This is a genomic window from Bacillus sp. UNC438CL73TsuS30, assembly GCF_000482325.1.
Classification (GTDB): Bacteria; Bacillota; Bacilli; order Bacillales; family Cytobacillaceae; genus Neobacillus.
Window position 1 is genome coordinate 159,903 of the sequence record NZ_AXVA01000012.1, and the last position, 12,732, is coordinate 172,634.

Genomic DNA, 12,732 nt, shown 5'->3' on the forward strand with positions numbered 1-12,732 from the left:
TTAAATTTTAAACGAACTCTTCAAAGAAACAATACGGTTAAAGACTAATTTTTCCGCAATCGAATCCTTTGGATCTACGTTGAAATACCCGTGTCTAAAGAATTGGAATTTGTCGTGCGGCATACTTTCCTTCATGTTTGGCTCAACAAACCCTTGGAAAACCTCGAGAGAATTTGGGTTCACATTATCTAAGAAAGTTTTTTCTTCCCCATCAGTTGCTTCTTCCACTTCATCCAAAATCAACGGCTCATATAAACGGAACTCTGCCGGAACAGCATGCGCTGCTTCCACCCAGTGAATCGTTCCCTTCACCTTACGGCCGGTAAAACCGGTACCGCTCTTTGTTTCAGGATCGTATGTACAGTGCAGTTCCACAACCTTACCGTTCGCATCCTTAATCACTTCTTCACATTTGATGAAATAAGCATGCTTTAAGCGAACCTCATTCCCAGGGAACAAACGGAAGTATTTTTTCGGCGGATCTTCCATAAAGTCGTCCTGCTCAATATAGATTTCACGGGAGAATGGAATCTTCCTCATGCCCATTTCCGGATTTTCTGGATTGATCTCGGCATCTAACAACTCAATTTGTCCTTCCGGATAGTTCGTAATCACCACTTTTAACGGATTAATTACACCCATTGTACGCGGTGCTTTTAATTTTAAATCTTCACGGACAAAGTGCTCAAGCATTTGGGAATCCACTACACCTGAACCTTTAGAAACTCCTGTTTCACGAACAAAATTCCGAATCGATTCTGGGGTGAACCCTCTTCTTCTCATTCCGGAAATCGTCGGCATCCGCGGATCATCCCAGCCGTCAACATATTCTTCCTCGACAAGCTGTTTTAGCTTGCGTTTACTCATAACGGTATTAGTGATATTTAAACGGCCAAATTCAATTTGCTGCGGTGTGCTCTCCATTTCACATTGCTCCACAACCCAATTGTATAATGGACGCTGATCCTCAAACTCGATTGTACAAATGGAGTGTGTAACGCCTTCAATCGCATCCTCAAGCGGATGGGCGAAAGCATACATCGGATAAATGCACCATTTATCACCTGTGTTATGGTGTGTCGCATGGGCAATACGATAAATGACAGGGTCACGGAGATTAATGTTAGGTGAAGACATATCGATTTTAGCCCGTAGAACTTTCTCACCATTTCCGAACTCTCCTGCCCGCATCTTCTCAAATAATTCAAGGTTTTCCTCAATGGAACGATTACGGTAAGGACTTTCCTTCCCAGGTTCTGTCAGTGTACCGCGGTATTCACGGATTTCTTCTGCGGAAAGATCATCCACATAAGCTAAACCTTTTTTTATTAAAAGAACAGCACGGCTGTACATTTCTTCAAAATAGTTGGAGGCGAAAAATAAGTCATCCCATTCAAATCCAAGCCACTTTACGTCTTCTTTAATAGAGTTAACGAATTCAACGTCCTCTTTTAAGGGATTCGTATCATCAAATCGTAAATTCGTTTTTCCGTTAAAATCATCTGCTAAGCCAAAGTTGATAATAATTGATTTTGCATGACCAATATGTAAATATCCGTTTGGCTCAGGTGGAAAGCGGGTTACGACCGTTTGATGTTTTCCCGATTCTAAATCCTTTATCATGACATCTTTTATAAAATTGGAATTATGTTCCACTATTTTCAACCTCTTTCATTGTATCTACTACTATAAATACCATAAATACTGATATTTTTCCATTATTCCCATCAATCATAAGCATAACAGAAGGGAAATAAATTTTAAAATTGCAAAAGTAACTATATTAAAGATAAAATTAATGGATATATAGGTATTTGAGAGGAGAAGGTTCATGCTTAATCTTGGAACAGTAGGGACAGGATGGATTACCGCGAAGTTTATTGAAGCAGCGAAACATAGTGGAAAACTAAATTTAACAGCCGTTTATTCAAGAACGGTGGAAAAAGCAAAACAACTGTCAGATACATATGATGCACCAAATTTTTATACAGATTTAAATGAAATGGCTAGCAGCACTTTGATCGATGCTGTATATATAGCTTCACCCAATTCAGTTCATTTTGAACAGGCACTTTTATTTTTAAAAAATAAAAAACACGTAATTTGTGAAAAGCCTATTTTTTCTACTACAGCTGAATTAGAAGAGGCTTATCGAACAGCTGAAGAGAATGGTGTGTTTTTATTCGAAGCAATCCGCAATATCCATACACCTAATTTTGCAATCTTAAAAGAAAATATCCATTTGGCAGGAAAGCTAAGGAGTACTATTTTGCCGTATATTCAGTATTCCTCACGCTACGATTTGTTTTTACAAGGAGAAGTGCCAAATATCTTCTCGGCGGAATATTCCGGTGGGGCACTGGTTGATTTAGGAGTATATCCTCTTTATTTAGCGGTTAGTTTATTCGGAAAGCCTGAAAAGGTAGCCTATCAGCCCGTTTTACTACATAGCGGGGTGGACGGAAGTGGTACGCTTGTGTTAACGTATGATGGTTTTGTTTGTACCATTCTTTGTTCTAAAATATCTCATTCCGAAATCCCTTGTGAAATCCATGGGGAAAAAGGAACCTTCGTTCTTGAGGATGCGGCACCAATCTCGGAAATCAAGTTTTTAGACAGTCATACCAAGAAAAGCCAAATCCTGAGTGTGGAGCAATATGACAAGGATATGGTATATGAATGTATTAATTTGACTGAAATCATTGAAACCAATAATCATGAGAAATATGAAGAGTTGAAGAATTGGAGTCAAATTGTCCTAGAGGTAACGGAAGAAGCACGGAGACAAAATCAGATTATTTTTGATGTTGAAAAATAGGAGAGGCCGGGTTAACCCCCGGCCTTTATTTTGTCTACTTTGAGAATGCTTTTGTGAACTCTTTATGAAATCGATAGAGCATTTGATTTTTATCACACTCCCCTAATATATACATTCCTTATAGTTAAGATATTGAAAGTTTTGGAGGGAACTGTGATGAAATCAAAAGCCTGGTATATAAAACAGCTAAAACGAAAGCCCGTTCAAATAACAAGACATATTATTCAAGCTCTGTTCCTATTATTCTTACTCTATGTCGGACTGAGATTTTATCAATTTTATTTGCACTTTGAGACGTTGGGAAAAGAGCCCTTTGTTGAACGGCCATCTGCTGTTGAAGGCTTCTTGCCAATTAGTGCCCTCGTGGGATTGAAGGTATGGCTGACAAGTGGTGATTTTGATAAAATCCATCCGGCAGGACTTGTTTTATTTAGCTTTTTTGTCGGGTCGGGAATTCTTTTTCGTAAATCCTTTTGCAGTTGGTTTTGTCCGGTTGGAACGGTGAGTGAATGGACCGGGATGCTTGGAAAAAAGCTGTTTAAAAGGAACTTTGACCTTCCACAGCCGCTCGTATGGTTATTAACGCCACTAAAATATTTATTACTCTTATTCTTTTTAAAAATGATTATCTTTGATATGCCGACATTTGTGGCGAAAGGTTTCCTGGAGGATCCCTATAACAAAGTTTCTGATGTGAAAATGCTGCTGTTTTTCTTAAATATCGGCGGCTTCACTTTGAAATTTATTTTGGTCATGTTCGTTCTTTCATTATTTTTTAAAAACTTTTGGTGCCGTTTCCTTTGTCCTTATGGTGCGATGATAGGGCTGGGTTCGATTCTGCGAATAACAAAAGTCCGGAGAAATGAGGATACCTGTACGAATTGCGAAATGTGTACAAAGGTGTGCCCGCAACGAATAAAGGTACATACAAAAAAGGCAGTCGTGACTCCAAACTGTACGGCTTGCATGCAATGCGTGGAAGCATGTCCAATCAAAGATACATTAAATATGGCGGTGGCCAATAAAAGAGTAAACAAATGGCTTGTTCCTATTACTTTTCTTGTTTTGTTTATTTTAGTTGTAGGAATTGCAAAAATCACCGGCCACTGGAATACCATCATTTCCTATGAAGAATGGAAACAATTGATTCCGGAAGTGAATAACATCGGGCATTAACACTAAACAGCAGCCATCGATGAAGCCTGATCCTATCGTAAGCCAGAGGAGTTTTGGTTTTCATCGGAACATCGGGATATTCCCCCCATATATTATAGATAAAAAATAAACTGGGGGATTATGATGTCTGGAGGCCCACATTGGATGCTGCCATTTCTCCCATATGGCGCAGAACTACTATACGCAGAGTCCCAGCCCAAAAAAGCATATCTGCAATTTGTGAATATGGATCAAGACGAATTTAACGAAGTCATTGGAATTTACCGACTAAATCAAGAACTTTACCTTTTTGTTTTAAATAACTTTCATGGTCACTGGCATATAATCTCTTTAATCAAGGGGAAAGGATATCAGGTAAGTTACCTTGGTACGGCAAATATTACGAGTCGGAAAGCAAAAAATCTGGTGGTCGGCTGGCAAGTTGGGGCGGTTCTGTCCAAATTGTCCATTTACGAATGGCAGCATAACGGCTTAAAGGAACTAGATCTCAAGGGGGACTACACCTTTAGTAAAATAGAAATAGAAGACATGCCGGGGCAAAACGGAAAGGACGGACTGGCAGAAATTGCTCTGTGGTCCCATGACACCGGTGAAGCCTACCGTGTAGAGGTTTACCGCTGGGAAAAGGATCGGTTTGTTCCCGCAAAGGATGTTGAACCCTATTACTTTCAAAAAGTAGAGAAATACTATCAACAGAAAATTAGGGAACATCCTGATTATTTATTTTATTATCCGTATCCAGAAGAAGCTGAAAAGAAGACCGCTCAACGCTCCTTCGATTTCAATGAATCAAGAGCTATTGCCCTTTTTCCTGCCTCGATAAAAGAAATAGGCGGAAACAAATGGGGGTATATCAATTCAAAGGGGAAATTCATCCTCCCACCGATCTATGATCAGGCTGAAGATTTTCAGGAAAATGGCCTGGCCATTGTCAGATTGACAGATAAGGCAGGAATCATTGATACCAATGGCCATTTTATTGTCCAGCCAAAATATGATTATATTACTTCCTTTTCAGAAGGACGGGCGATTGCCAATGATCTTCAGGGCTTCAAAATAATCGATGAAAGGGGAAAAGAAATTACCCCAAAGGCTTACTACTCAATTAGCGAGTTTAAGGAAGGACGTGCGCGATTTGCTGATTCCAATCAGCAAGGGGAATATTTATATGGTTATCTCAACCGAAAAGGAAAAGAGATCATTCCTGCATCCTATGAGGATGCAAGTGATTTTTCAGAGGGAAAAGCGATTGTAAAAATAAAAAACGGCAGCTATGCGTTGATCGATCTTACTGGGAAGGTGCTTCACTCCTATATGTATGCGTTCGTCGGAAACTACGGGGAAGGTCTGCTTGCGTTTAAAAAGAGCGAGGATGGGAAATTTGGTTATATGGATGAGTTGGGAAATGTTGTGATCAAACCACAATTTTCTGGAGTAGAGGCATTTAGTCTAGGACGGGCGATTGTGAATGTTTCTGATGATTATTCCAACCATTATGGTGTCATAAATCAAAAAGGACAGTTTCTCATGAAACCTGACCATTATCAAATATTCTATCTAGGGGAAGAAAGATATCAGATTGGAAAGGCGAATGATCCGGAAAAGCCCTATCTAGGTGCAAAATACGCAATTACAGATGTAGAGGGCCATCTTAATACTGGATTTATTTATTCTGATATCACGAAATATAAGGATGGGATTGCTTCCGTATCGAATGATCAATCCACTTTTTTTATTGATCGAAATGGAAATCGTGCTTATTATCTTCCGATGGTTTCGGGCACCGGTACTTTGGAAAAGGATAAGACCTTAATCAAAGGTGAAATTGATTATCAGCTTCTATATTTTAATAAAAAAGGAGAAATGGTTTGGAAGCAGAATACCATCATTCCTTTAAACAAGCAGCATGCAGTAACGGAACATAAATACAAGCCAAATAAGGACTATTTAGTTTATTTCCCGCAAATTCAAAGTGGGGCATTTGAGCAAGTAAATCAAACTTTGAAAGATCTCTCAGGTGTAAAGGAAATTCCCGCACATACACAGCTCGATTCTAGTTATATTGGAGATTTTGAAGTGAGTTATTTTAAGAAAAATCTCTTAGTTCTTGAAATAAACGGTTATGATTATCCTTTTGGAGCGGCACATGGGATGTCAATTAAAAAGTATGCTCATGTCAATTTGAAATCAGGCGTATTTTATCACCTTAAAGACTTATTTAAGCCGGATGCAGCCTATGTAAAAATCATCAGTGACCTCATCAGGAACCAGATTAAGAATAATGAAAACTATTCCTACCTAAATATCAATGAATATAAAGATATTCAACCAAATCAGTCGTTTTTTATCAGCGAGGGTGGTTTGAATATTTATTATGCCCAGTATGAAATTGCCGCGTATGCTGCTGGTATGCCTACCTTTACGATACCATTTGAAGAATTAAAAGGAATCATTAATCGTAACGGGGATTTTTGGAGATCGTTTCATTAATGAAAAACAGCGTGAATTCAGTAGATTCACGCTGTTTTTCAATGTTAGGCATGCCTTCTTCGGTAGAACAACCAATAGCTTCCAATACCAAGAACAATGACGACACCCACTGTACCCGGAATAATATACGATTTTAATTCAGGCTCTGTTTTTTGCGAGTAGGGGGCCTGCTCGGTTTTTTCAGATGTTTTATGCGAAGAAGCTTCTAAATGTGACTGTGAAAATACGCTGAATCCTAAAAGAAAAAATAACAGCAATGCAATTTGGGAGATTTTTTTTAACATTATATTCAACTCCGAAATATTGTTATCTTGCTGTTTTCATTCTATCATCATTAAAGGCTACTTTTATCGTTTGGACAGTATTGTTCACAAAGGTTTCAAAAAGAAGGAAACCTAACTTGATATAAATCAATTTGTTTCGGACACTCTGCTGATAAACTTTGGATATAAAAATTCAAAGGGGTCCTCTAAATCATGCCATTTCAAATCGAAGAACAAAGAGCCGTGATGGATGTTCGCGAAAGAATTTTAAAGGGGGAGCATCCCCGCCGTGAAATATTAAATTTTGTGAAAGAAGCGCCGGTAGGAACAATTTTTGAAATACATTTACCGCACCGAGCCGAACCGTTGATTGCTAATTTACAGGGATTAGGCATGAACGTCATTGTAAACGAATTAGAACCAATGCATTTTAGGCTTATGGCCGTAAAATTAAATGAATTTTAATCCAGGCCGGCAATTTCTTTTAATTGGTCCAACTCTAGAATCTGAATCTTTCTCCTGCCATCCATTTTAATCAGCTTTTGAGAGATAAAGGTTAACAGCTTTCTGCTAACTGATTCTGGAGTTGTTCCAATATAGCTTGCTAAATCCTTCTTTGAGATGGGTAAGGTGAACTTTCCATCTTGCGGGTTCATTTTTTGATAAAAAAGCACGAGTACTCGTGCCAGTCTTTGCTCTACCTCTAATAAACCGAGAAGACCTACAGATTCATCAGCTTCATAAAGGCGGTCGTTGACAGCGATTAAAAATCGGTAGGACAGTTCGGCATTTCCCTCCATTGTTTTTAAAAAATCCTTTTTATCGATATAACAAATAAATGTTTCATGGACGGCTTCCGCATGTACATAGTGGTTTTCATCCCTAAGCAACGAATATAATCCAAAAAAGTCCTTTGGAAACAATAGGCGGACAATTTGTTCTTTTCCTTCCGCCGACATTTTGCTTAGCTTAATTAACCCTTCATTTACAACAAACAGTGTCTCTGAACGCTCGCCTTCCTGAAAGATGAATTCTCCCTTTTGAAATTTACGGCTCCGCGTGACCTTCTGCAAAATCCGGAGATCGTCTTCTTTCATTCCTTGAAAGACAGGAACAGACAATAAGCATGAAGCTTCATGAGAACAGCAATGATCACAGCACATGCAAAATCACTCCCAACTGTAGATAGTATCTTTTATTTTACCGTGGGTCCTATTTCTTTGGTGTGATATAAATCAAATACTTGATTCAGGTCAAGGTTATATTGCTCTTCTTCAAGTAAGCTGAAAGAAAGACAAGAAAGGATTGGTGAACATGAGTACCATCCAATTGGCATTAAATGATGTGGCTTGCACAGGTTGTATTGGAAAGATCAAGAAAAAGATAAAAAAATGCGATGGCATTGAAAAAGTGACAATTGTCCCCGGCAGCGGAACGATTCAAGTCATGTACAATGAAGCGATTATTCGCCAAGATGAAATTCAAAGCAGTATTCACAAATTGGCATTAAGAATATTTGACTAGTGCCAGTGTAATAATATTTCCTCCCCGTTAAATACTATGAAAAAAAAAGGGAGGAATTTGTTTGGAGCATAATCAGGATAGTAAATTTGAAGAGACTTTTTTACCAATGACATCAGTGGGAAGCGGCGTTGGCATTGCGGTTTTTCCTGATGTCTATTGTTATACGAATAAAATTGTCAATCTCGCATTAGTAGGAACCGCGGATGAATTTGTACTGATTGATGCGGGAATGCCAAAATCAGCGGATGAAATTAAAGCGATGATAGGGGAACATTTTGGCGAAAATGCCCGTCCGAAAGCTATCATTTTAACGCATGGCCATTTTGATCATGTCGGTTCATTGGTCGAGTTGCTGGAGGATTGGAAAGTGCCTGTTTATGCACATGAACTGGAGATTCCTTTCTTAACAGGGGAGAAAGACTATCCTCCGGGTGACCCCAGTGTCGACAGCGGCCTTGTAGCAAAAATGTCCCCGATGTTTCCGAACCACGGGATTAATATAAGCGGCCAGGTCCAAGCACTACCAGAAGATCAATCGGTTCCTAATATGCCAGGCTGGAAATGGGTTCATACTCCAGGACACACACCGGGCCATATATCCCTTTTTCGCGAAGACGACCGTGCTCTCATTGCAGGTGATGCATTTGTTACCGTGAAGCAAGAATCCCTTTATAAGGTTATTACCCAGAAACAGGAAATCAGCGGCCCTCCGAGATACTATACAACGGACTGGAATGCTGCCTTTGAGTCAGTGAAAAAGTTAGAAGCATTAAATCCAAGGACGGCTGTAACCGGTCATGGTCTGCCAATGACCGGGGATGAATTAACGAATAGTCTTCGTTATCTGCTTGAAAACTTTAGAAAAATCGCTATGCCGAACCATAGCCGTTACGTAAATTAGAAAGAGCCTATTATTGTAAAAAGCCTATTCGTATTGTTTTAGGACTGCTGTTTAAGCAGCCCTTTTTATTATCTTTTAATGTTCTTTAACATCGACAATAATAGCGGTTTTTCTTTGCAGGAATTATCTCTAAATAGACAGAATTGAATTATTTGTATATTCTTTATTAAGAACAATTCGTTTCCTTTGGAGGGTGATTATGAAGATCTGTGTATTCCTGCTTTTTGCTGGATTATTAGATGCGGTTATGACGAATATTGGAATTAAGTATGGAATAATTAAAGAAGGAAATCCGGTCATGAAGCATGTGATCGAATTGGGCTGGGTATATTTTTATATGATTAAAATTATTCTACCCCTTGTATTAATCGGCTTGTTTTACCTCCGTCCGCTTAAAGGAAGAATCAGAACACTGCTTACAGCTGCCGGTATCCTCTATTTTTCCGTCCTTGCTTATCATCTAGTGTGGATTCTCCTTTATTTAAATATCACCGGCTAATTAGCTAGACACTGCCCATTGAATAAGTTAGTATCAAAGACGAATATAATAAGAAGAACGTAAAGAAAAAAGGAGTACCCTATGCTAAATACACTAAAGCCTTTCTTACAGGAAGCATGGCAGAAATCAGGTTTCTTAGTGCCGACTGCCATCCAAACTGAAGCAATTCCCCTCGTCATAGAAGGGAGAGATCTCATCGCCGAGTCACCGACAGGTACAGGCAAGACGCTTGCTTACTTGCTGCCGCTTTTAAATAAAGTTGACTCTAGCTCGTCTTCGTTGCAGGCTGTAGTGCTTGCCTCCTCGCAGGAGCTCGTAATGCAGGTTTATCAAGAGTTTCAAAAATGGTCAGAAGGCAGCGGAATTCGCGGTGCCTCTATTATTGGAGGGGCAAACGTAAAAAGACAGCTGGAAAAATTAAAAAAGCGTCCGCATATCATTTTTGCCACACCCGGCCGATTATACGAATTAATTAAACAGAAAAAAGTAAAAATGCATGAAGTCAAATTGGTCGTTTTGGATGAAGGAGATCAATTGCTGATTCCTGAGCATCTTGGGACTGTTCAAAATATAGTCAAATCAACGATGGCAGACCGACAAGTGGTTTTATTTTCAGCGACCATGAAAGTCGAGACTGAAAAGCTTGCAGCTGATTTAACCAAAGAACCAGAGGTTTTGCGAATTAAGAAGGATGAAGCAGCATCCTCGGGAGAAGTTGAACACATTTACTTTCTTGCTGAACCGCGCGACAAAATCAAGCTTCTTGAAAAAATTGCTCGCTTAGAAGGAATCAAAGCATTGGCATTCATCAATGACATTGGTGAAATTCAAGTTTTTAAAGAAAAGTTGCATTTTAAAGAGCTATCAGTTGGTATTTTACATAGTGATATGAAAAAATTAGAACGCCAAGCTACACTAAAGGCTTTCCGCGATGGAAAAATGGCGATGCTGATAGCAACAGATGTTGCAGCAAGAGGACTCGACATCCAAGGAGTTTCTCATGTTGTCCATATTGATTTTCCAAGGGATATTGATCAATATGTTCACCGTTCCGGAAGAACTGGCCGTATGGGAGCAAACGGCACCGTCATCTCGCTCGTTACGGAAAGAGAAGAACGAGAACTGAAGCGTTTTTGCCGTGAGTTAAAAGTTCCTGTGCATAAACGGATCTTTTATAAAGGGCAAATTGCTGAACAGGAAGAAAAAGTAAGACGCTAAACAGTGGGGGAATCCCCACTGTTTTTTAATGGAAGGATTTTTATTATATTTTCAAGAATAGTTAAGGGAATGAGGGGGAATACGTATGGAAAATCCGAAGCTGAAAAAATTACATAATGAATGGATAGAAGAAGCAACGATCAAGGAAATGCAGGAAAAATTAACAAGTGGGGAACTGACTTCCAGAGAACTTGTTTTGATGTATCTAAATAGAATTTCATCCTATAATCAAGTCATAAATTCGGTCCTGGAAGTGAACCCGGATGCGTTGCAAATTGCTGCAGCACTCGATGCCGAACGGAAAGAAATTGGCCCGCGCAGCTCATTGCACGGAATTCCCATTTTAATCAAGGATAATATTGATACGAAGGACAAAATGCACACAAGTGCCGGTTCCTTAGCTTTAAAGAATTCGATTGCCTTAAGGGATTCCTATGTTGCGGAGCAGCTGCGCAAGGCAGGTGCGGTGATTCTCGGTAAAACAAATATGACCGAATGGGCCAATTTCATGGCGTATGGAATGAAAAATGGTTATAGCTCGCGCGGCGGTCAGGTATTAAATCCATATGGACCCGGAAAATTCGATGTGGGCGGTTCAAGTTCCGGTTCGGGTGCGGCGATTGCCGCCAACCTTGCCGCGGCAGCAGTCGGCACTGAAACATCTGGCTCAATCCTTAATCCGTCTTGCCATAATTCGATCGTTGGAATCAAACCAACGGTAGGGCTAATTAGCCGCAGAGGGATTATTCCGATTGCCCATACGCAGGATACTGCAGGGCCAATGGCACGTACGGTTGAAGATGCCGCCATTCTGCTAAATGCATTAACCGGAAAAGACGTGGAAGATCCAATTACCGGGACAAATCCATTTGAAAATTACGATTTTACGAAGCACCTAGTGAGGGATGGCCTTAAAGGAAAAAGAATCGGCATTGCATGGGAAGGCTTTATTGACCCGATTCGCGAGGATCAGAGGGAAGTAATTCGTGCTGCTCTTGATGTTTTAAATTCCTCCGGTGCTGAGGTGGTTGAGTCTATTGAGATCCCATCCGCAAAGGCCGAGTGGAAGTACGATGTCCTGACTTATGAATTTAAACCGGATGTAAATGCATATTTGAATGGACTTCATTCATCAGTATCTGTCCGCACGTTGGAGGATTTGATTAGGTTTAATCAGAACAATAAGGATACGATGCTTAAATATGGTCAAGCTGTCTTGCTTGAGTCAGAAGAAACGAGCGGTTCGTTGACGGAGGAGGCCTACTTCAAAGCATTAGAATTTGATGACTATTATGCAACTGTAAAAGGAATTGATTTTGCTCTGGAAACCTACCAATTGGATGCGATTGTTTTTCCTGGGGAAGAAGGGTCACATATTAGTGCTAAAGCTGGCTATCCGACGATTGCCGTCCCGGCAGGTTACACGGCTGATGGGGAACCGGTAGGAATTACCTTTGCCGGAACCGCTTATCGTGAGCCGGTTCTTATTGAAGCAGCCTATGGTTTTGAACAATTGCTGCCTATACGCAAGCCGCCCGTGTTAGAATAAGTTTGCCTCATTTCACTCATACTATCATTGAATTTCTTTCAAAAAGGAGATGGTAAGTGTGGGAAGAACGAAGCTTGGTAATGCAAATGCCCAACGAAATAATAATCGTAAAAAACCGATGAAGACCAGTTCGGAACTTGTTGAATTTACAACAGGTGAAGATTTAAAACGGAACCGTCCGAATAGTAAATAATCAAGAACGCCTCCCTGTGATTCGGGAGGCGTTTTAAGTTGATGATTTTTTTAAATTGTTGATATCGTGCCAAAAAGTGTTGATATCCGGCTAAAAAGTGT

General features: G+C 39.8%; 13 protein-coding genes. 10 read left to right on the plus strand and 3 right to left on the minus strand.

Features of this window, described 5'->3' with window-relative positions; all coding sequences use genetic code 11:
- Entirely contained in the window at positions 1 to 1,656 is a 1,656-nt protein-coding gene (locus tag M028_RS0106370; RefSeq protein ID WP_026573160.1) for a glutamine--tRNA ligase/YqeY domain fusion protein, read from the minus strand.
- A 175-nt stretch (positions 1,657 to 1,831) separates the two neighbouring features.
- Between M028_RS0106370 and M028_RS0106375 the strand changes: the two genes are divergently transcribed.
- The 3 genes from M028_RS0106375 (at position 1,832) to M028_RS0106385 (ending at position 6,484) form a co-directional block, all read left to right on the plus strand.
- Positions 1,832 to 2,818 carry a Gfo/Idh/MocA family protein gene (locus tag M028_RS0106375; RefSeq protein WP_026573161.1) on the plus strand — a complete coding sequence of 329 codons (987 nt, stop codon included), beginning with the start codon at positions 1,832 to 1,834 and terminating at the stop codon, positions 2,816 to 2,818.
- Between the two features lie 156 nt (positions 2,819 to 2,974).
- Positions 2,975 to 3,994 carry a 4Fe-4S binding protein gene (locus tag M028_RS0106380; RefSeq protein WP_026573162.1) on the plus strand — a complete coding sequence of 340 codons (1,020 nt, stop codon included), beginning with the start codon at positions 2,975 to 2,977 and terminating at the stop codon, positions 3,992 to 3,994.
- A 144-nt stretch (positions 3,995 to 4,138) separates the two neighbouring features.
- Positions 4,139 to 6,484, plus strand: a complete 2,346-nt coding sequence (locus M028_RS0106385; RefSeq protein WP_231510775.1) for a WG repeat-containing protein — start codon at positions 4,139 to 4,141, stop codon at positions 6,482 to 6,484.
- Positions 6,485 to 6,528: 44 nt separating this feature from the next.
- On the opposite strand, the gene M028_RS0106390 is transcribed toward M028_RS0106385, so the two are convergent.
- Positions 6,529 to 6,768 carry a hypothetical protein gene (locus tag M028_RS0106390; protein ID WP_026573164.1) on the minus strand — a complete coding sequence of 80 codons (240 nt, stop codon included), beginning with the start codon at positions 6,766 to 6,768 and terminating at the stop codon, positions 6,529 to 6,531.
- A 192-nt stretch (positions 6,769 to 6,960) separates the two neighbouring features.
- On the opposite strand from M028_RS0106390, the gene M028_RS0106395 reads away from it, so the two are divergent.
- Positions 6,961 to 7,212, plus strand: a complete 252-nt coding sequence (locus tag M028_RS0106395) for a hypothetical protein (RefSeq protein ID WP_035423855.1) — start codon at positions 6,961 to 6,963, stop codon at positions 7,210 to 7,212.
- Here the strand turns inward: M028_RS0106395 and M028_RS0106400 are convergent.
- A complete protein-coding gene (locus tag M028_RS0106400) occupies positions 7,209 to 7,910 on the minus strand; it encodes a Crp/Fnr family transcriptional regulator (protein ID WP_026573166.1) in 702 nt (233 codons plus the stop codon). The genes M028_RS0106395 and M028_RS0106400 overlap by 4 nt on opposite strands.
- 151 nt (positions 7,911 to 8,061) lie before the next feature.
- Here M028_RS0106400 and M028_RS0106405 point away from each other — a divergent pair, with 151 nt between their 5' ends.
- The 6 genes from M028_RS0106405 to M028_RS33825 all read left to right on the plus strand — a co-directional run bounded on the left by M028_RS0106405 (position 8,062) and on the right by M028_RS33825 (position 12,631).
- Positions 8,062 to 8,271, plus strand: a complete 210-nt coding sequence (locus tag M028_RS0106405) for a cation transporter (protein WP_026573167.1) — start codon at positions 8,062 to 8,064, stop codon at positions 8,269 to 8,271.
- Between the two features lie 61 nt (positions 8,272 to 8,332).
- On the plus strand, positions 8,333 to 9,172 hold the full coding sequence (locus M028_RS0106410) for an MBL fold metallo-hydrolase (RefSeq protein ID WP_026573168.1): 840 nt from the start codon (positions 8,333 to 8,335) through the stop codon (positions 9,170 to 9,172).
- Between the two features lie 199 nt (positions 9,173 to 9,371).
- Entirely contained in the window at positions 9,372 to 9,671 is a 300-nt protein-coding gene (locus tag M028_RS0106415) for a DUF5658 family protein (RefSeq protein ID WP_026573169.1), read from the plus strand.
- 81 nt (positions 9,672 to 9,752) lie between these two features.
- Complete coding sequence (locus tag M028_RS0106420; protein WP_026573170.1) at positions 9,753 to 10,889, plus strand: DEAD/DEAH box helicase; 1,137 nt, start codon at positions 9,753 to 9,755, stop codon at positions 10,887 to 10,889.
- Positions 10,890 to 10,974: 85 nt separating this feature from the next.
- Positions 10,975 to 12,438, plus strand: coding sequence for an amidase family protein (locus M028_RS0106425; RefSeq protein WP_026573171.1), 1,464 nt, complete (start codon positions 10,975 to 10,977; stop codon positions 12,436 to 12,438).
- Between the two features lie 58 nt (positions 12,439 to 12,496).
- A complete protein-coding gene (locus tag M028_RS33825; protein WP_269320920.1) occupies positions 12,497 to 12,631 on the plus strand; it encodes a hypothetical protein in 135 nt (44 codons plus the stop codon).
- Positions 12,632 to 12,732 lie beyond the last annotated feature (101 nt).

Coding starts and splice junctions, on each gene's coding strand:
- M028_RS0106400 (WP_026573166.1), bottom strand. CDS start 7,910: ATGTGCTGTGATCATTGCTGTTCTCATGAAGCTTCATGCTTATTGTCT.
- M028_RS0106425 (WP_026573171.1), top strand. CDS start 10,975: ATGGAAAATCCGAAGCTGAAAAAATTACATAATGAATGGATAGAAGAA.
- M028_RS0106405 (WP_026573167.1), top strand. CDS start 8,062: ATGAGTACCATCCAATTGGCATTAAATGATGTGGCTTGCACAGGTTGT.
- M028_RS0106420 (WP_026573170.1), top strand. CDS start 9,753: ATGCTAAATACACTAAAGCCTTTCTTACAGGAAGCATGGCAGAAATCA.
- M028_RS0106395 (WP_035423855.1), top strand. CDS start 6,961: ATGCCATTTCAAATCGAAGAACAAAGAGCCGTGATGGATGTTCGCGAA.
- M028_RS0106390 (WP_026573164.1), bottom strand. CDS start 6,768: ATGTTAAAAAAAATCTCCCAAATTGCATTGCTGTTATTTTTTCTTTTA.
- M028_RS0106380 (WP_026573162.1), top strand. CDS start 2,975: ATGAAATCAAAAGCCTGGTATATAAAACAGCTAAAACGAAAGCCCGTT.
- M028_RS0106375 (WP_026573161.1), top strand. CDS start 1,832: ATGCTTAATCTTGGAACAGTAGGGACAGGATGGATTACCGCGAAGTTT.
- M028_RS0106415 (WP_026573169.1), top strand. CDS start 9,372: ATGAAGATCTGTGTATTCCTGCTTTTTGCTGGATTATTAGATGCGGTT.
- M028_RS0106385 (WP_231510775.1), top strand. CDS start 4,139: ATGCTGCCATTTCTCCCATATGGCGCAGAACTACTATACGCAGAGTCC.